We start from the raw sequence: 21228 nt of genomic DNA on the forward strand, positions 1-21228 counted from the left end.
GTGGGTTGGTGTCGATGGATATGGGGTTGGCGGTGGGTGCGTTGGGGCGTGCGGTGGATGGGGGTGAGGTGTGTGTGACGGTGGCTGATGTGGAGTGGGATCGTTTTGGTGCGACGTTCACGTCGGGTCGCCGGAGTCCGTTGCTTGAGGGTTTGTTGGTGTCGTCGGCCGACGCCTTGGTGACCAGCGGTGTTGCTGGTGGCGTTGTTGGCGGTGTGGTGGGTCGGTTGTCGGGGTTGTCGGGTGTGGAGCGGTTGCGTGAGGTGTTGGGGTTGGTGCGGGCTGAGGCTGCGGGGGTGTTGGGGCATGGGGATGTGGGTGCGGTGGATGGGGGAAGGCCGTTCAAAGATCTGGGGTTCGATTCGTTGACGGCGGTGGAGTTCCGTGACCGGTTGGCGTCCGCTCTGGGTGTTCGGCTGGCGGCGAGCCTGGTCTATGACTACCCGAACGCGGACGTGCTGGCCGAGCACCTTCTCGAAGCGTTGAACCTTGGTGACGCCGGCGATGCGGTGGGTGTGGGTGCGGGTGCCGTGGTGCGGGCGTCGGTCGCGGTGGACGAGCCGATCGCGATCATCGGTATGAGCTGCCGTTTCCCCGGTGGTGTGAGTTCCCCGGAGGACCTGTGGCGGCTCGTCGTGTCCGGTGGCGACGCGATCAGTGAGTTCCCCGGCGACCGGGGCTGGGACACCGACGCGCTCTACGACCCGGACCCGGACCATCAGGGGACCTCGTACGTCCGCGTGGGCGGGTTCCTGGCGGACGCGGCGGAGTTCGACGCGGGGCTGTTCGGGATCTCGCCGCGTGAGGCCGTGGCGATGGACCCGCAGCAACGACTGCTGTTGGAGACGAGCTGGGAGGCGTTCGAGCGGGCCGGTATCGATCCGCGGTCGCTGCGGGGGAGCCAGACGGGTGTCTTCGCGGGCACCAACGGCCAGGACTACGCACGGCTGACCATCGCCGCGGCCCAGGCGCGGGACGGACAGGCCGCCGAGGGACACGTCGCCACCGGCGGCGCGGCCAGCGTGATGTCCGGTCGCGTCGCCTACTCGCTCGGCCTCGAAGGCCCCGCGGTGACGGTGGATACGGCGTGTTCGTCGTCGTTGGTGGCGTTGCACTTGGCGGCGCAGGCGTTGCGGAACGGTGAGTGCTCGATGGCGCTGGCCGGCGGCGTGACGGTGATGGCCACCCCCGGTACGTTCATCGAGTTCAGCCGTCAGCGCGGCCTCGCGGCAGACGGCCGGTGCAAGGCGTTCGCCGCGTCGGCGGACGGTACGGCGTGGGGCGAGGGCGTCGGCGTCCTGCTGGTGGAGCGGTTGTCGGACGCGCGGCGCAATGGTCACCGGGTGTTGGCGGTGGTGCGTGGGTCGGCGGTGAACCAGGACGGTGCGTCGAACGGTCTGACGGCGCCGAACGGTCCGTCGCAACAGCGGGTGATCCGGGCGGCGTTGGCCAGTGCGGGTCTGTCGGCGTCGGACGTGGACGTGGTGGAGGCGCACGGCACCGGCACGGCGCTCGGCGACCCGATCGAGGCCCAGGCGCTGCTGGCCACCTACGGTCAGGACCGATCGGCGGACCAGCCGCTGTGGCTGGGGTCGGTGAAGTCCAACCTCGGGCACACGCAGGCCGCCGCCGGCGTCGCCGGTGTGATCAAGATGGTGATGGCGCTGCGGCACGGCGTGTTGCCGCCGACGCTGCATGTCGACGAGCCGTCGCCACACGTGGACTGGTCGGTCGGTGCGGTGGAGCTGCTGACCGAGGCGAGGGCGTGGCCCGAGCTGGCGGGGCCGCGTCGTGCTGCGGTGTCGTCGTTCGGGATCAGTGGGACGAACGCGCACACGATCTTGGAGGCGGCGGAGGGCGACGCGGGGGCCGCGTCGCTGAGTGTGGCGGAGGACCGTGGCCCGTCGGTGGTGCCGTGGGTGGTGTCGGCGCAGTCGGCTGCGGGGTTGGGTGCGCAGGCGGGCCGGTTGGGTTCGTTCGTGGGTGCGTTGGCCGGTGTGCGGTCGGTGGATGTGGGTGTGTCGTTGGCGGTGACGCGGGCGGCCCTTGAACATCGTGCGGTGGTGTTGGGTGCGGATCGGGCTGAGTTGTTGGCCGGTCTGGGCCGGTTGGCCGAGGGCGGCGACGGCGTCGGTGTTGTTCGTGGGGTCACGGTTTCTGGTCGTACGGCGTTCTTGTTCACGGGTCAGGGTGCGCAGCGGGTCCGTATGGGCCGGGAGTTGTACGACGGGTTCCCGGTGTTCGCGGACGCGTTGGACGCGGTGTGTGCGCGGATGGACGGTGAACTCGATCGCCCGTTGCTCGACGTCATGTTCGGCGACGCGGAGTTGCTGAACCAAACCGCTTATACGCAGGCGGCGTTGTTCGCGTTGGAGGTGTCGCTGTTCCGGCTGTTGGAGTCATGGGGTGTGCGGCCGGACTTCTTGCAGGGTCATTCGATCGGTGAGGTGGCAGCGGCGCATGTGGCTGGGGTGTTGTCGCTGGATGACGCGTGCGTGCTGGTCGGTGCTCGTGGTCGGTTGATGCAGGCGTTGCCGGTAGGTGGGGCGATGCTGGCGGTGGAGGCTGCTGAGGTTGAGATCGCGGCGGAGGTGGCGGAGCGGCCCGAGGTGAGTGTCGCGGCGGTGAATGGGCCGTCGTCGGTAGTGGTTTCCGGTGATGAGGATGTAATCGCTGAGCTGGAATCGGCGTGGCGGGATGCCGGCCGCCGGGTGAAGCGGTTGACCGTTTCGCACGCGTTCCATTCGCCGCGCATGGAGGCGATGCTCGACGAATTCGAAGCCGCCATCGGTGAGTTGGTGTTCGAGGCGCCGCGGTTGCCGATCGTGTCCAACCTGTCCGGTCGTCTGGTGGACCCGGCGGAGATTCGTACGCCTGGGTATTGGGTGCGACACGTCCGCGAGGCGGTGCGGTTCTCGGACGGTGTGGCGGCGTTGCATGCGGAGGGTGTGACGCGGTTTGTGGAGTTGGGGCCGGACGGTGTGTTGACGGCGATGGTCGAGGGGTGTGTTGAGCCGGTGGTGGCGGTGCCGGTGTTGCGTGGTGGTCGGGATGAGACCGGGGCTGTGTTGGCGGCGGTGGCGTCGGTGTTCGTGCGGGGTGCGGCTGTCGACTGGGCTGCTGTTTTCGCCACCTGGCAGGCGCAGGTCACGGATCTGCCGACGTACGCCTTCCAGCGCGAGCGGTACTGGGTGAGCGGGCGACTGGGCCTTGGGGACGTCTCCGGCGCCGGACTGGGGGTGTCGCGGCACCCGTTGCTGGCGGCCGAGGTGTCGTTGGCGTCGGGCGGGGGGCTGGTGCTGACCGGGCGGGTGTCGGTGGTGACCCAGCCGTGGTTGGCGGAGCACCGGGTGCACGGTTCCGTGGTGGTGCCGGGGACGGCGCTGGTGGAGATGGCGTTGCGTGCGGGGGAGCAGGTCGGGTGCGTGCGGCTGGGTGACCTGACGTTGGAGGCGCCCTTGGTGCTGCCTGAACGCGGGGCCGTCCAGGTGCAGGTCAGCGTGTCCGGTGCCGAGGACGACCGCACGGTGGAGATCCACTCGCGGCCCGACAGCGACGGTGCGTCCTGGACGCGGCATGCCGAGGGGCGGCTGGTCGAGGACGTCCAGGGCGTTGTGCCGGGGACCGACCTCTCGACGTGGCCGCCGGTGGGTGCCGAGCCGGTGGGTATCGAGGGTTTGTATGAGGGGTTGGCCGGGGCGGGGTTGGGTTATGGGCCGTTGTTCCGTGGTTTGCGGTCGGTGTGGCGTGGGGTTGATGGGGTGGTGTTCGCTGAGGTGGGGTTGCCGGAGGGGGTTGATGCGGGGGCGTTCGGTGTGCATCCGGCGTTGTTGGATGCGGGGTTGCATGCGTTGGCGGTTGGTGGGTTGTTGGGGGACGGGGGTGGTGTGCGGTTGCCGTTCGGTTGGTCGGGTGTGTCGCTGTTCGCGTCCGGTGCGTCGGGGTTGCGGGTGCGGTTGTCCCGTGTGGGGGTGGACGCGGTGCGGGTGGAGGCGTTCGACGCCGCTGGTGGTGCGGTGGTGATGATCGAGTCGCTGGTCCTGCGTGCGGTGGATGCGGGTAGTGCTGTTGGTGCCGGGGTTGGTGTAGCGGACGGCCTGTTCGGGGTGGAGTGGTCCCGGCTGTTGCTGGATGCCTCCGGGGCTCGGCCCGTCACGGTGTGCGCGTGGGACGAGGTCGTCCGGGCGGGTACGGATGGCGATGTGGCGGCGTGGCTTCCGTCGGATGACGTGGTCGATGTCGTCAACGTCGTCAACCAGGCCCTGGAGACCGTGCGTTGGTGGCTGGCGCAGGAGAGCTCTGCTCGTCTGGTGGTGGTGTCGCGGGGTGCGGTGGTGGTGGGTGACGGTGGTGTGGTGGCTGATGTGGCGGCGGCCGGTGTGTGGGGTTTGGTGCGGTCGGCGCAGTCGGAGCATCCGGACCGGTTGGTGTTGCTGGACGTGGACACCGAGGAGCCGGATGCGGAGCTCCTGAGCGGTGTGGTGGCGTTGGGTGAGCCGCAGGTGGCGGTGCGCGGTGGTGTGGTGTGGGTGCCGCGGTTGGCGCGGGTGTCGTCGTTGCCGGTGGTGTCGGTTCCGGCGGAGGGCGTGTGGCGTCTGGAGCCGTCGGAGCGTGGTGTGTTGGAGGAGGTCTCGGCGGTTGTACGGCCCGTGGAGGAGCTTGCGGCTGGTGAGGTGCGGGTGGAGGTGCGGGCGGCCGGGCTGAATTTCCGGGATGTGCTGTTGGGTCTTGGTACGTATCCGGAGCCGGGATTGATGGGTTCCGAGGGCGCGGGTGTGGTGTTGGAGGTGGGTGCCGGCGTCACGGATCTGGTGGTGGGTGATCGGGTGTTCGGGTTGTTCGCGGGTGGGTTCGGTCCGGTGGCGGTGACGGACGCGCGTCTGCTGGCGCGGATGCCCGCGGGGTGGTCGTTCGTGGATGCGGCGTCGGTGCCGATGGTGTTCATGACGGCGTTCTACGGGTTGTTCGATCTGGGTGGTCTGGGGTCGGGTGAGTCGGTGTTGGTGCATGCGGCTGCTGGTGGGGTGGGGATGGCGGCGGTGCAGTTGGCGCGGTGGGCGGGTGCGGAGGTTTTCGCGACGGCGAGTGAGTCGAAGTGGCCGGTGGTGCGGGGTCTCGGTGTCGGTGAGGGCCGGATTGCGTCGTCGCGTGATCTGGGGTTCGAGGAGGTGTTCCGGGCGGCGTCGGGTGGCCGTGGGGTGGATGTGGTGTTGAACTCGCTGGCGGGTGAGTTCGTTGACGCGTCGGCGCGGTTGCTGGCCGAGGGTGGCCGGTTTGTGGAGATGGGTAAGGCGGATGTTCGTCGGCCGGAGGATTTTGTCGGGCGTTCGTATCGGTCGTTCGATCTTCTGGACGCGGGCCCGGAGCGGTTGCGGGAGATCCTTGAGCGGCTGGTGGGGTTGTTCGAGGACGGTGTCCTGGAGTTCCTGCCGGTGCGTGCGTGGGACGTGCGGGAGGTGGCGGGTGCGTTCCGGTTGATGAGTTCGGGCCGGCACGTGGGCAAGAACGTGTTGACGATGCCCCGCCGGCTGGATCCGCAGGGCACCGTGCTGGTCACCGGTGGTACGGGCGCGCTCGGTGCCCTCGTGGCTCGGCACCTCGTATCGGCTTACGGGGTGCGGCACTTGGTGCTGCTGTCACGGCGGGGCGGGGATGCGCCCGGCGCCGCCGAACTGGTCGCGGATCTGGCCGAACTCGGCGCCGGTGCAAGCGTCGTGGCGTGCGACGTGGCCGATCGGGCCGCGTTGGCCGGGGTGTTGGCGGCGATACCGGTGGAGCATCCGTTGACCGGTGTCGTGCACGCCGCGGGTGTGGTGGACGACGGCGTCGTGGAATCCATGACGCCGGAGCGGATAGTCACGGTGTTCGGGCCGAAGGCGGAGGCCGCGCTGCATCTGCACGAGCTGACGAAGCAGGACGACGTGGCGATGTTCGCCATGTACTCCTCCGCGTCGGCGACGTTCGGCACTCCGGGGCAGGCGAACTACGCGGCTGCGAACGCGGTGTTGGACGCGTTGGCGCAGCGGCGGCGGGCGGACGGCCTTGCCGGTGTGTCGCTCGGCTGGGGCATGTGGGAGCAGGCCAGTGCGCTGAGTGCGAGCCTGGGCGGCGCCGACCGGGCCCGACTGGAATCCACCGGTACCGCCCTGTCCGCCGAGGACGGCCTGGCGTTGTTCGATGGGGCGTTGGGGTGTGGGTTGGCGCATGTGGTGGTGATGCGGTTGGACGTGGGGAGGTTGCGTTCGCGGCTTGGTGGGGAGCCGGTGCCTGCGTTGTTGCGGGGGGTGGTGCGGGGTGTGGTGCGTCGTCGTGCGGTGGGTGCGGTGGGTGGTGCGGGTTCGCTGGCGGAGCGGTTGGCGCTGTTGTCGTCGGGTGAGCGGGAGCGGTTGTTGACGGGGTTGGTGCTGGGTGAGGTGGCCGCGGTGCTGGGGCATGCGTCGGGGGAGTCGATCGAGGCGGGGCGGGCGTTCAAGGATCTGGGGTTCGATTCGCTGACCGCTGTGGAGTTGCGGAACCGGTTGAACACGGTGACGGGTCTGCGGTTGCCGGCGACGCTGGTCTTCGATCACCCGAGTCCGCGGGCGCTGGTGGAGCGGTTGCGGGCTGATCTGGTCGGTGGGCAGGCGGCTGCGGTACGGGTGGTTCCCGCCCGACTGGAGGTGGCGGACGATCCGGTGGTGATCGTGGGGATGGGGTGCCGGTTCCCGGGTGGGGTGGCGTCGCCGGAGGATTTGTGGCGTCTGGTGGTGTCGGGGACGGATGCGATCGGGGAGTTCCCGACGGATCGGGGTTGGGATCTGGACGCCTTGTTCGATCCGGATGTGGAGCGTCCGGGGACGTCCGCTACCCGGGTGGGTGGGTTCGTTCATGACGCGGACGAGTTCGACGCGTCGTTGTTCGGGATCTCGCCGCGTGAGGCGTTGGCGATGGATCCGCAGCAGCGGTTGCTGTTGGAGAGTGCGTGGGAGGCGTTGGAGCGGGCGGGCATCGCGCCGTTGTCGTTGCGCGGTGAGCAGGTCGGCGTCTTCGTGGGTGCGGCCAGCTCGCTGTACGGGCTCGGTGGTGGTCCGCTTCCCGCGGAGGTGGAGGGGCTTTCGCTGACCGGCACGTCGACGAGCGTGGCGTCCGGGCGTATCGCGTACTCGTTCGGCCTGGAGGGGCCGGCGGTGACCGTGGACACCGCGTGTTCGTCATCGCTGGTCGCGTTGCACCTGGCCATGCAGTCGTTGCGCGGCGGTGAGTGCGATATGGCGTTGGTGGGCGGTGCGACGGTGATCGCGACGCCGGGGATCTTCACGGAGTTCAGCCGGCAGAAGGGTGTGGCGGCGGACGGGCGGTGCAAGTCCTTCGCCGCCGGGGCCGACGGGACCGGCTGGGCCGAGGGTACCGGGGTGCTGGTGGTCGAGCGGTTGTCGGAGGCGCGGCGCCGTGGCCACGAGGTATTGGCGGTGGTGCGGGGCAGCGCGGTCAACCAGGACGGCGCGTCGAACGGCCTGACCGCGCCGAACGGTCCCTCCCAGCAGCGGGTCATTCGGCAGGCGTTGGCCAGTGCCGGGCTGTCCGCGTCCGAGGTGGACGCGGTCGAGGCGCACGGCACGGGCACCGCGCTGGGTGACCCGATCGAGGCGCAGGCGTTGCTCGCCACCTACGGCCAGGACCGGTCGGCGGACGAGCCACTGTGGCTGGGGTCCATCAAGTCGAACATCGGGCACGCACAGCCCGCCGCGGGCGTGGCGAGCGTCATCAAGATGGTCATGGCGCTGCGGCACGGCGTCCTGCCGAAGACCCTGCACGTGGACGAGCCGTCGCCGCACATCGACTGGTCGTCCGGTGCGGTGGAGTTGCTGACGGAGAACCGTTCGTGGCCGCGGACCGGAGCACCGCGCCGGGCGGCGGTGTCGTCGTTCGGGGTGAGCGGCACCAACGTGCACACCATCCTGGAGCAGGCGGCGCCGGAACCGCGGGCAGTGGAGGAACCGCCCGCCGAGGCTCCCCCCGCCGTCGTCCCGTGGGTGATCTCCGCACGGACCCAGGACGCGCTTCGGGCGCAGGCGGCACGTCTGTCGGCGTTCGTCGGCGGCACCGTGGAAGGCACACCCGTGGACATCGGCGCGTCCCTGGTGGCCTCACGAACTCCGCTGGAGCACCGGGCGGTCGTGCTCGGAGGTGACCGCGACGCGTTGCTCGCCGCGCTGGCCGACATCGAGCACGGACGGCAGGGCGCTCACGCGGTGCGCGGGTTCGCCGGACATGGCCGGCTGGCGTTCCTGTTCACCGGGCAGGGCGCTCAGCGGGTGGGGATGGGCCGTGAACTGCACGCCGCCTTCCCGGTGTTCGCGGACGCGTTGGACGCGGTGTGCGCGCGGATGGACGCGGAGTTGGAGCGTCCGTTGCGTGAGGTGATGTTCGGCGATCCGGACGCGTTGGATCAAACGGTGTACACGCAGGCGGCGTTGTTCGCGCTGGAGGTGGCGCTCTTCCGTCTCATGGAGGCGTGGGGTGTGCGGCCGGACTTCCTGCTGGGGCACTCCATCGGCGAGTTGGCCGCCGCACACGTCGCGGACGTGCTCTCGCTGGACGACGCGTGCACGCTGGTGGCCGCTCGTGGTCGGTTGATGCAGGCGTTGCCGACCGGTGGGGCGATGCTGGCGGTGGAGGCGAGCGAGGCCGACGTCGCCGCCGAGATCGCCGACCGGCCGCAGGTCGGCATCGCGGCGGTCAACGGACCCACCTCGATCGTGGTCTCCGGCGACGCGGAGGTGGTGGCGGAGCTGGAGGCGGCGTGGCGTGCGGCGGGCCGGCGGGTCAAGCCGCTGACGGTCTCGCACGCGTTCCACTCCGCGCGGATGGACGCGATGCTGGACGAATTCGGCGCTGTCGCGGCCGAGTTGGCGTTCGAGACGCCCCGGCTGCCGATCGTCTCCGACCTCACCGGCCGGCTGGTGGACCCGGACGAGATCCGCACCCCCGCCTACTGGGTGCGGCAGGTGCGGCAGGCGGTGCGGTTCGCCGACGGTGTCGCGACACTGCGGGCGGAGGGCGTGACCCGTTTCGTGGAGCTGGGACCGGACGGCGTGCTGACCGCCATGGTCGGCGACTGCGTCGACGGTGCGGGCGCCGCCGACGACATCGACACGACGCTGTCCCTCGCGGTGCTGCGCGCCGACCGTGACGAACCGGCGACGCTGCTGACCGCGCTGGCCACCGCGTACGCGCACGGCGTGGAGGTGGACTGGCCCGCCCTGTACGCACGTTGGGGCGGCCGGAAGGTCGGGTTGCCCACCTACGCGTTCCAGCGCGAGCGCTACTGGCTGACCCTCGGCCGGCCCGGGACCGGCGCGGCGGACCCGGCCGAGGCGAGGTTCTGGTCGGCGGTGGAGAGCGGGGACCTGGCGGAACTCGCCGGGACGCTGGCGTTGGAGCCGGACGACGGACTGGTCTCCGTCCTGCCGGCGCTGTCCGCGTGGCGCAGGCGGCGGCAGTCGCACTCCGCGGTCAACGGCTGGCGCCACCAGGTGATGTGGCGCCCGCTGGCCGAGTCGTCGGCGACGCTGACCGGCAGGTGGCTGCTGGTCGCGCCGGGTGCGGCCGACACCGCCCTGGCACGGGCCCTGCGGGACGGCGGCGCCGACGTCGTCGACCTCGACCTTCCGGACGACACGGCGCACGATCGCGGCGAACTCGTCCAACGGCTGCGCGCGGTCGGTGAGTTGTCCGGCGTGGTCCTGCTGGGCACCGTCGACGGTGCCCGCCGCGCCGCCGAGTTGCTGCCCGCACTGGCCGAGGCGGAACTCGACGCACCGGTGTGGTGCCTCACCCGTGGCGCGGTCCGGGTGGGCCGGGCGGACCGGGGGGCCGATCCGGCGCAGGCGCAGCTGTGGGGGCTGGGCCGGGTCGCCGCGCTCGAACTCCCGCGTGGATGGGGCGGTTTGATCGACCTGCCCGAGGTACTGGACGAGCGGGCGGCGAAGCGGCTGGTCGCCGTGCTGGCCGGCGGGTCCGGCGAGGACCAGGTGGCCGTACGCGGCTCCGGCACGTTCGGACGCCGGCTGCGCACGGCGTCGCCCGCCGCCTCCTCGGCGCCCCGATGGGTGCCGTCCGGCCCGGTGCTGATCACCGGCGGCACCGGCGCGCTGGGGGCACGGGTGGCCGGGTGGCTGGCCGAACGGGGTGCCGGGCGGCTCGTGCTGCTCAGCCGCCGCGGTCCCGACGCGCCCGGCGCGGCCGAACTCGTCGAGCGACTCGCCGGGCTCGGCACCGAGGCGACCGTGGTGGCCTGCGACGTCGGCGACCGCGACGCGCTGGCCGCCGTACTGGAACGGCATCCGGTCACCGCTGTCGTGCACACGGCGGGAACCGACCGTGGGGCCCGCCTCGGCGAGCTCGACGCGGCCGGGCTGGCAGACGTGCTGCGCGCGAAGGCGGCGGGGGCGACCCACCTCGACGAACTGCTGGCGGAGACCCCGCTGGAGCGGTTCGTGCTGTTCTCCTCCATCGCCGGCACGTGGGGTGGCGCGGGACAGGCCGCGTACGCCGCGGCCAACGCCCACCTGGACGCCCTGGCCGACAACCGCAGGGCCCGCGGCCTGACCGCGACCTCGGTGGCGTGGGGGCCGTGGGCCGACGCCGGAATGGCGGCCGACGCCGACACCGACGCGTACCTGAGCCGCCGGGGGCTGCGCGCCCTCGCCCCGGACCTCGCGCTGACCGCGCTCGGTCAGGCCGTCGACGGCGACGAGAGCGCCGTGACGGTCGTGGACGTCGACTGGGCGCGGTTCGCCGCCGCGTTCACCGCGAACCGGCCGAGCCCGCTGCTCGGCGACCTGCCCGCGGTGCGGGCGGCCGCCGCCACGGACGCCCCCGGTTCCGCGCCCGGCACCGGTTCCCCGTGGGCCGGGCGGCTGGCCGAGCTGCCCGACGCCGAACGGCTGCGGACCGTGCTCGACCTGGTACGTACCCACGTCGCCGCCGTCCTGGGCCACCCGGACGCGGCGGCGGTGGAGACCGGCCGGCCGTTCACCGACCTCGGGTTCGACTCGCTGACCGCCGTCGAACTGCGCACCCGGCTGGCCGCGGAGACCGGCCTGCGGCTGCCGTCGAGCCTGGTGTTCGACTACCCGACGGCCGCCGCGCTGGGCCGCCACCTGCTGACGCTGCTGGTCGGCACGCCGGCGGCCGGGTCCGGCGGCCCGGCCGCCGCGGCCGTCACCGACGACCCGATCGTGGTCGTCGGCATGAGCTGCCGCTTCCCCGGCGGCGTGTCGTCGCCCGAGGAGCTGTGGGACCTGGTGGTTGCCGGCGGCGACGGGATCTCCGGGTTCCCCGCCGACCGCGGCTGGGACCTGGCCCGCCCGGAGGTGACGTACGCGCGGGCGGGCGGGTTCGTGCGCGGCGCGACGGACTTCGACGCCGAGCTGTTCGGGATCTCACCGCGTGAGGCGCTGGGCATGGACCCCCAGCAGCGGTTGCTGCTGGAGGCGTCCTGGGAACTGCTGGAGCGGGCCGGCCTGAGCCCGTGGTCGCTGCGCGGCAGCGCGACCGGGGTGTTCGTGGGCGCGTCCAACTCCGGCTACGGCGTGGGCGCCGACTCCCTCGACGAGGTCGCCGGCCACTACCTGACCGGCACCGCGAACAGCGTCATGTCGGGCCGCATCGCCTACACCCTCGGCCTCGAAGGCCCGGCCGTGACCGTGGACACCGCGTGCTCGTCCTCCCTGGTGGCCCTGCACTGGGCGGCCCAGGCGCTGCGGGGCGGCGAGTGCGCCATGGCGCTGGTCGGCGGCGTGACCGTCATCCCCTCGCCCGCCGTGTTCGACGAGTTCAGCCGGCAGGGCGGTCTCGCGGGCGACGGCCGGTGCAAGCCGTTCGCCGCGGCGGCCGACGGCACCGGCTGGTCCGAGGGTGTCGGCATGCTGCTGGTGGAGCGGCTGTCGGACGCGCGGCGCAACGGCCACCAGGTGCTCGCGGTGGTCCGTGGCTCGGCCGTCAACCAGGACGGCGCGTCCAACGGCCTCACCGCGCCGAACGGCCCCTCCCAGCAGCGGGTCATCCGGCAGGCCCTGGCCGGCGCCGGCCTGTCGGCCCGCGACATCGACGTGGTCGAGGGACACGGCACCGGCACCACCCTCGGCGACCCGATCGAGGCCCAGGCGCTGCTGGCGACCTACGGCCAGGACCGGGAGGCCGACCGGCCGGTGCGGCTCGGCTCGGTGAAGTCGAACATCGGGCACACCCAGGCGGCGTCCGGCATGGCCGGCGTCATCAAGATGATCATGGCCATGCGGCACGGCGTCCTGCCGAAGACCCTGCACGTGGACGAGCCCTCGCCGCACGTCGACTGGTCCGCCGGCGCCGTCGAGCTGCTGACCGAGGCCATGCCCTGGCCGCAGACCGGCGCGCCGCGCCGCGCCGCGGTCTCCTCCTTCGGCGTGAGCGGCACCAACGCGCACGTCCTCATCGAAGCGGCTCCGTCGTCCGGTGACCAGCCGCAGCCCGCCGTCGCCGGTATCCGGCAGACGTTCGGTGACCAGCCGCAGCCCGCGGTCACCGCCACCCCCGTGGTGCTGCCGTGGACGCTCTCCGCCCGCGGTGCGGACGCGCTGCGCGCCCAGGCGGAACGGCTGCGGTCCTTCCTGGCGGCGCCCGGTGCTCCGGCGGGCGCCGACGTCGCCTGGTCGCTGGCCACCACGCGGGCCGGCCTCGATCACCGGGCCGTCCTGCTCGGCCGGGACGACGAGGCGGTGCTGCGTGCTCTGCCCGCCCTGATCGAGGACCGCCCGGCGCCCGGCGCCGTCCTGGGAACGGCCCACGACGGGCGCACCGCGTTCCTGTTCACCGGCCAGGGGGCCCAACGGGCCGGAATGGGCCGTGAGTTGTACGACGCCTTCCCGGTGTTCGCCGACGCGCTGGACGCGGTGTGCGCGCGGATGGACGCGGAGTTGGAGCGTCCGTTGCGTGAGGTGATGTTCGGCGATCCGGACGCGTTGAACCAAACGGCGTACACCCAGGCGGCGTTGTTCGCGCTGGAGGTGGCGCTGTTCCGGTTGCTGGAGGCGTGGGGTGTCACGCCGGACTTCCTGCTGGGGCATTCCATCGGTGAGGTGGCCGCCGCGCATGTCGCGGGCGTGTTCTCGCTGGACGACGCGTGCACGCTGGTCGCCGCCCGCGGCCGGTTGATGCAGGCGTTGCCCGCCGGCGGGGCGATGCTGGCCGTGGAGGCGACGCGGGCCGAGATCGCGCCGGAGATCGCCGACCGGCCGTCGGTCGACATCGCCGCGGTCAACGGGCCGTCGGCGGTCGTGGTTTCGGGTGACGAGGACGCCGTCGCCGAGCTGGAGGCGGCGTGGCGTGCGGCGGGCCGCCGGGTCAGGCGCCTGACCGTCTCGCACGCGTTCCACTCGCCGCGGATGGAGGCGATGCTCGACGAGTTCGCCACCGTCGCCGCCGAGTTGGCGTTCGAGGCACCCCGGTTGCCGATCGTCTCCGACCTGACCGGCCGGCTGGCGGACCCGGCGCGGCTGCGCACCCCCGCCTACTGGGTGCGGCAGGTGCGCGAGGCGGTGCTGTTCGCCGACGGTGTCGCGACGCTGCGCGAGCAAGGGGTCACCCGCTTCCTGGAGTTGGGCCCTGACGGTGTGCTGACCGCCATGACCCGCGGCTGCGTGACCGCCGACACCGTCCTCGCCGTCCCCGCGACGCGCGGCGATCGTCCCGAACCGGACGCCCTGCTCGACGCGTTGGCCCGCCTCCACGTCCACGGCGCCGACGTCGACTGGGCCGCCGTCCTCGGCGGGGGGCAGCGGGTCGACCTGCCCACCTACCCCTTCCAGCGCAAGCGCTACTGGCTGGCACCGGCCGGGCACGAGCGGCGTACCGACGTCGATACCTGGCGCTACGCGGTCGGCTGGCAGCCGCTGTCGTTGCCGACCGGCGCCGAACTCACCGGCACCTGGCTGGTGTTGGCCGCCGCGGAGGCGGACGGCGACAGTCTGGTACCGGTGCTGCGATCCGCCGGCGCCCACGTCGACACGCTCCGCGTGACCGGCCCGGACCGGGCGGCGCTGGCCGAACGGTTGCGGGAGGCGGGCGGGCTCGCGGGCGTCGTCGTGCTGCCGGCGGTGGCCGGGAACGCCGACCACGCCGGTGTGTCCTTCACCGTGACGGCGCTCCAGGCCCTGACCGACGCCGAGGTCGACGCGCCCGTGTGGTGCGTGACCCGGGGCGCGGTCTCGGCGCACCCCGCGGACCCGGCCGCCGATCCCGGGCAGGCCGCGATCTGGGGGCTCGGCCGGGTCGCCGCGCTGGAACTGCCGGCCCGCTGGGGCGGGTTGGTCGACCTCCCGCCGGAACTGGACGCCCACGCCGGACGCCGGCTGGCCGCGGTCCTGGCCGGCGACCGCGGCGAGGACCAGGTGGCGATCCGCGACCTGGGCGCGTTCGGACGCAGGCTGCGCCCGGTGCCGCCGACCCCCGGCACCGCAGCGCGGCAGTGGGACACCGGCGGGACGATCCTCGTCACCGGCGGCACCGGTGCCCTCGGCTCGCAGGTCGCCCGCCGGCTCGCCGAACGCGGCGCACGGCGGCTGGTGTTGGCCAGCCGCAGCGGCACGCTGGCACCGGGCGCCGCCGAACTCGTCGCGGACCTGGCCTCGTCGGGCACCGAGGCGCTCGTCGTGGCCTGCGACACCGCCGACCGGGAGGCGCTGGCCGAACTGCTGGCCGCCCACCCGGTGACCGGCGTCGTGCACGCGGCGGGCGTCCTCGACGACGGCGTCCTCGACTCGCTGACCCCCGGTCGGCTGGACGCGGTGTGGCGGTCCAAGGTCGTCGCGGCCGCCCATCTGGACGAGCTGACCCGGGAGATGGACCTGTCCTTCTTCCTCACCTTCTCCTCGGTGGCCGGCACCCTCGGCAGCCCCGGGCAGGCGAACTACGCGGCGGCGAACGCCTGCCTCGACGCCCTCGTCGAGCGGCGGCGGGCCCGCGGCCTGGCCGGCACCTCGATCGCCTGGGGCGTGTGGGCGAGCTCCGGGATGGCCGCGGACGCCCCCGTCGCGGCCCGCATGCGCCGCGGCGGTGTCCTGGCCATGGCCCCGGACCTGGCGCTCGACGCGCTGACCCGGGCACTGGACGGCGACGACGGCTGCGTCATGGTGGCCGACCTGGACTGGCCGCGGTTCGCCGCCGGATTCACCGCGGCCCGACCGAGCCCCCTGCTGTCCGAACTCCCCGGCGTCGTGACGGCCCCGGGCGCTGAGGACCCGAGCGCCGCCGGCGACCGGGCCGCCGGGCTGCGACAGCGGCTCGCGGGCGCCTCGGCGCATGAACGGGAGCGCGTGCTGCGGGAGTTGGTCGGCGAGCAGGCCGCGCTGGTCCTGGGCCACGACACGGCCCGCGGCATCGATCCGGACCGCGCCTTCCGCGATCTCGGCTTCGACTCGCTGACCGCCCTCGAACTGCGGAACCTGCTGGGCACCGCGACCGGCCTGACGCTCTCCGCCGGACTGGTCTTCGACCACCCGACCCCGGCCGCGCTCGCCGACCACCTGCTGACCGCGCTGGGCGGCCCGGACGACAGCACCGCCCGGGTCGCGACCGCCGCCGCGGCACACGACGAACCCGTGGCGATCGTCGGCATGGGCTGCCGCTTCCCCGGCGGCGCCGACTCACCGGAGCAGCTGTGGGACCTGGTCGTCTCCGGCACCGACGCGATCACCGCGTTCCCCACCGACCGCGGCTGGGACCTGGACGCCCTCTACAGCGCCGACTTCGAGCACACCGGCACCACGTACACCCGCGAAGGCGGCTTCCTGCGCGACGCGGGGGACTTCGACGCCGCCCTGTTCGGCATCTCCCCGCGCGAGGCGCTGGCGATGGACCCGCAGCAGCGGCTGCTGCTCCAGACCTCCTGGGAGGCCTTCGAACGCGCCGGGATCGACCCGCTGTCGCTGCGCGGCAGCAGCACCGGGGTCTTCGCCGGGACCAACGGCCAGGACTACCTGGCCCTGCTGCTCGAAGGGGAACCGGAGCTCGAAGGACACCTGGGCACCGGCAGCGCGGCCAGCGTCCTGTCCGGCCGACTGGCCTACACCTTCGGCCTCGAGGGCCCCGCCGTCACCGTGGACACCGCGTGCTCGTCCTCCCTGGTGGCCCTGCACCTGGCGGTACAGGCGCTGCGCAACGGGGAGTGCACGCTGGCCCTGGCGGGCGGCGCGACCGTGATGGCGACGCCGGGCGCGTTCATCGAGTTCAGCAGGCAGCGCGGCCTGGCCGAGGACGGCCGCTGCAAGGCGTTCTCCGCCGGGGCGGACGGCACCGGCTGGGGCGAGGGCGTCGGCGTCCTGCTGGTGGAGCGCCTGTCGGACGCCATCCGCAACGGACACCAGGTCCTCGCGGTCGTCAAGGGCTCCGCGGTCAACCAGGACGGCGCCTCCAACGGCCTGACGGCGCCGAACGGCCCCGCGCAGCAACGGGTCATCCGCCGCGCGCTGGCCACCGCGGGGCTGACCGCCGCCGACGTGGACGTCGTCGAGGCGCACGGCACCGGAACGACGCTCGGCGACCCCATCGAGGTGCAGGCGCTCCAGGACTCCTACGGTCAGGACCGCCCCGCCGACCGCCCGTTGTGGCTGGGATCGGTGAAGTCCAACATCGGCCACACCCAGGCGGCGGCCGGCGTGGCCGGCGTGATCAAGATGGTCATGGCGATGCGCAACGGCGTACTGCCGATGACCCTGCACGCCGACGAACCCGCCCCGCACGTGGACTGGTCGGCCGGCACCATCGGCCTGCTGACCGGGAACCGGCCGTGGCAGACCGGCGGACGCCCGCGCCGCGCCGGGATCTCCTCGTTCGGGGTGAGCGGCACGAACGCGCACACCCTCATCGAGGAGTACCGGCCCGCCGCCGCCGAAAGCGGTGCGCCGCGCACCGGCGAACCGGTGGCGACACGCCCGTTCCTGCTGTCGGCCAACTCCGACGAGGCGCTGAAGCAGCAGGCCAAGCGCCTGCACGCCTGGCTGGGCGACGACGACACCGCGGCGAGCGACGCCGACGTGGCGAGCGCGCTGGTCACCGCCAGGGCCACGCTGAACCAGCGGGCCGTCGTGCTGGCGGCCGACCGCGCCGGACTGCGGGAGCGACTGGCCGCACTCGCGGCCGGCGACCGGGCGGCGGACGTGGTGCGCGGCCGGCGCGGTCGCGGCGGGCTGGCGTTCCTGTTCACCGGCCAGGGCGCGCAACGGGCCGGCATGGGACGCGAACTCTACGAAGCCCACCCGGTGTTCGCCGAAGCGCTGGACGCGGTGTGCGTCCGGGTGGACGAGGCGCTCGAACGGCCGCTGCGCGAGGTGATGTTCGGCGACGAGGAAGCGTTGAACCGCACGGCGTACGCGCAGGCGGGACTGTTCGCGCTGGAGGTCGCGCTCTTCCGGCTGCTGGAGTCGTGGGGCGTCACGCCCGACTACCTGCTCGGGCACTCCATCGGTGAACTGGCCGCCGCGCACGTCGCGGGAGTGCTGTCGCTCGACGACGCGTGCACGCTGGTCGGCGCCCGCGGCCGGCTGATGCAGGCGCTGCCCCCGGGCGGCGCGATGCTCGCGGTCGAGGCCACGGAGGCGGAGGTCACCGCCGAACTCGTCGGCCGCGAGGCGGCGGTGGCCGTCGCCGCGGTCAACGGGCCGTCGGCGGTCGTGGTTTCGGGTGACGAGGACGCCGTCGCCGAGCTGGAGGCGGCGTGGCGTGCGGCGGGCCGCCGGGTCAGGCGCCTGACGGTCTCGCACGCGTTCCATTCGCCGCGCATGGAGGCGATGCTCGACGAATTCGCCGCCGTGGCAACGGCGTTGACCTTCCGGGCGCCCCGGCTGCCGATCATCTCCAACCTGTCGGGGAAGCCGGCCGACCCGCAGCTGATCACCACACCCGAGTACTGGGTGCGGCACGTGCGCGAGGCGGTCCGCTTCGGCGACGGCCTGGAGACCCTGCGCGAACTCGGCGCCACCGTCGCGCTGGAACTCGGCCCGGACGGTGTGCTCACCGCCATGGCGCAGCGGCCGGACGCGGAGGGCACCAGCGCGATCGCCGCACTGCGGGCCGGCCGCGACGAGGCCGACACGCTGTTGCGCGCGGTGTCGCAGCTGCACGTACGCGGCGTGGCCGTGGACTGGCGGGCCGTGCTGGGCGGCGGCGACCGGGTACCGGTGGCGCTGCCCACCTACGCCTTCGACCGCGTCCGGTTCTGGCCGCGTACCGCACTCGGCAGGCGCGGCGCACCGGAAACCGACGCCTGGCGCTACCGCGTGTCCTGGACACCCGTGCGGGAGACCCGGGACGCCTTCGACGGCACCTGGATCGCCGTCGTACCGGACGACCGCACGGCCCACGGGACGGTCGACGCGACGCTCCGGGTGCTGCGCGCCCACGGTGCGGAGGTGGTCGAGGTGACGCCCACCGCCGCCGACGGACAACCGCTGGCCGAACGGCTCACCGAGGCCGGCCCGGTGGACGGCGTCGTGTCCCTGCTCGGGCTCGACGAGCGCCCCGAGCAGGGCCATCCCCACCTGACCAGGGGAATCGCCGCGACCCTCACCCTGCTGCGGGCACTGGGCGAGGCCCCGGTGCGGGCGCCGCTGTGGTGCCTGACCCGCGCGGCCGTCTCCACCGCGGCCACGGACGCCCCGGCCGGTCAAGCCCAGGCTCAGCTGTGGGGACTCGGCCGGGTGGCGGCCCTGGAGCACCCGCAGATCTGGGGCGGCCTGATCGACCTGCCCGACAGCCTCGACGAAGACACCGGCCGCAGCCTGGTGACCGCGCTGTCCGGCGCCGGGGGAGAGGACCAGCTCGCCGTGCGCGGCGCCGGCCTGTTCGCCCGCCGGCTGGTGGACGCGCCGCTCGGCCGGGTACCCGAGCAGCGGTGGGAACCGTCCGGCACGGTCCTGATCACCGGCGGCACCGGAGCCCTGGGAGCACACGTCGCCCGCTGGCTCGCCGGCCGCGGCGCCCAGCACCTGCTGCTCACCGGCCGGCGCGGACCCGACACCCCCGGCGTGGACGAACTCGTCGCCGAACTCGCCCAGTTGGGCACCGCCGCCACGGTGGTCGCGTGCGACGTCGCCGACCGGGCGTCCCTTGCCGCGCTCGTGGAGTCCGTACCCGCCGACCGGCCGTTGACCGCGGTGGTCCACGCGGCCGGTGTGTCGGTGCCGGCCGCCCTGGAGGAGACGGACACCGCCGCGTTCGCCGAGGCGACCCGGGCCAAGGTGCTCGGCGCCGCCCACCTGGACGACCTGCTGGGCGACGCGCCGCTGGACGCCTTCGTGCTGTTCTCCTCGATCGCCGGGGTGTGGGGCAGCGGCGGCCAGTCGGCCTACGCGGCCGGCAACGCCTACCTGGACGCGCTCGCCGAACAGCGCCGGGCCCGGGGCCGCACCGCGACCTCGGTCGCCTGGGGACCGTGGGCCGGGGCCGGCATGGTGGGCGACGGGCAGAGCGAGGAGTACCTGCGCCGCCGGGGCCTGCACGCCCTGTCGCCGCAGCGCGCGCTCACCGCGCTCGGGCACGCCGTGGACGGCGGGGAGACCTGCCTGACCGTGGCCGACGTGCGGTGGGAGACCTTCACCGAGGCGTTCACCGTGGCCCGGCCGAGCCCGCTGCTCGACGGCCTCGTCCCCGCGGGCCCGGCCGCCACCGCACCCTCCCCGGAGCGGGAGCAGCGCGGGGAGCAACTGCGCGAACGGCTGCGCGCGCTGGCGCAGCCCGAGCAGGAGGCGGTCGTGGTGGCCGTGGTGACCGGCGCGGTCGCCGAGGTGCTGTTGCACGCCTCCGCCGACGCGGTCTCGCCGGAGCAGGCGTTCAAGGAACTGGGCTTCGACTCGCTGACCGCGGTGGAACTGCGCAACAGGCTGGCCGCCGAGACCGGACTGGACCTGCCCTCGACGCTGGTGTTCGACTACCCGACCCCGCTCGACGTCTCCCGGTACCTGCGCCAGGAGCTGGCCGTCGGTCCCGCCTCCGGGATCACCGGTCTGCTCGACCAACTGGAGGCGGTGGAGCAGGCGTTCAGCCAGTCCGAGCCCGACGGGCTGACCAGGGTCAAGGTGGCCGTCCGGCTTCAGGCGTTCCTGTCGAAGTGGGCGGCCGGCGGATCGGCGGCGCCCGAGTCGCCGGCCGGCGGCGACGATCTCGATGATCTCGACGACGCGTCGGACGAGGAGATGATCAAAATGGTGCAGCGGGAACTCGGCCTGTCCTGACCGCGGACACCGGCTGAGAACACGACTGCGAGCACGACTGCGGGGCCCGGCGCGTGCTGCCGGGCCCCGCGGTCGTCACGGTGGCTTCCGCGACGGTCAGGTGCGTGTGGCGTGCACCATGTACGTGACGTTTCGCGCCTCGGTCAGCGGTGCCTGCGTCACGGCCGTCGTGAAACCGGCATCGTGCAGGATGCCGTTGACCTTCTCCAACTGGCCGTCCAGGTCCGCCACTTCCAGGACCGCCTGGTGGATGCGCGGCCACTGGTCCGCGGCGATGCCGAGCAGGACGTCCGCCTCCGCGCCCTCGACGTCGACCTTGAGCAGGTCGACGTCCCGGTCCTCGGGCAGGAACGACGCCAGCCGCTCCACGGTCGCGTTCACCTCCTGGACCTTGTACATCTGGTCGACGGTCTTCTGCGGCACGGCCTCGGCCATCTGGACCATGGGCAGCACCTTGGTCTCCGGGTACCGGGTCGAGTTGCCCGGCAGCATCGGATAGAAGGCGAACATGACGTTGCCCTCCGTCTCGCTGCCCAGCGCGACCTCGTTCAGCGTGATGCCCTCGAGCCGGTGCAGGGCGACGTTCTGACGGAAGACCGCGGCCGACTGGGGCATCGGCTCGAAGGAGATGATCTCCGCGTCCGGGTATTTGCTCTTGATATAGAGGACGAACATCCCGATGTTTCCGCCGACATCCACAATGAAGGGGCGATCGGGGAGATCGACGTCGTAACACCCCTCATTGAATATCTCATCGTGCATGAAGCGGGTTTCCATGATGCTCTGGGCATAGACGTGCAAGCCGCCACCCAGATCGAGGAGTTTGGACATAGGCACTCTTTCGCTGTTCTCCGGCGTACCCCTGGGGGAGCTGCAAAGAGACGGGCCAGCACCGGAATGTGGGGGGTTCGAATCGTAGCCGCTCACCTGTGGCTTTCCAACCTTTGTGACGGATGCCCCTTGTTGTACGGCCCTCGGG

1 protein-coding gene and 2 pseudogenes are annotated in these 21228 nt (G+C 72.8%); 2 read left to right on the plus strand and 1 reads right to left on the minus strand.

What is annotated here, in order from left to right:
- Positions 1 to 158: 158 nt before the first annotated feature.
- Positions 159 to 18149 (plus strand): annotated as a pseudogene (locus POF43_RS22570) (type I polyketide synthase); the annotation flags it as partial.
- Positions 18150 to 18377: 228 nt separating this feature from the next.
- A pseudogene (locus tag POF43_RS35340) lies at positions 18378 to 20249 on the plus strand (beta-ketoacyl reductase); the annotation flags it as partial.
- 96 nt (positions 20250 to 20345) lie between these two features.
- Here the strand turns inward: POF43_RS35340 and POF43_RS22575 are convergent.
- Positions 20346 to 21080 (minus strand): FkbM family methyltransferase, encoded by a 735-nt coding sequence (locus POF43_RS22575; RefSeq protein ID WP_271313946.1) that lies wholly within the window; start codon positions 21078 to 21080, stop codon positions 20346 to 20348.
- Positions 21081 to 21228 lie beyond the last annotated feature (148 nt).

Source organism: Streptantibioticus silvisoli (assembly GCF_027947535.2).
In the GTDB taxonomy this organism is placed as follows: Bacteria; Actinomycetota; Actinomycetes; order Streptomycetales; family Streptomycetaceae; genus Streptantibioticus_C; species Streptantibioticus_C silvisoli.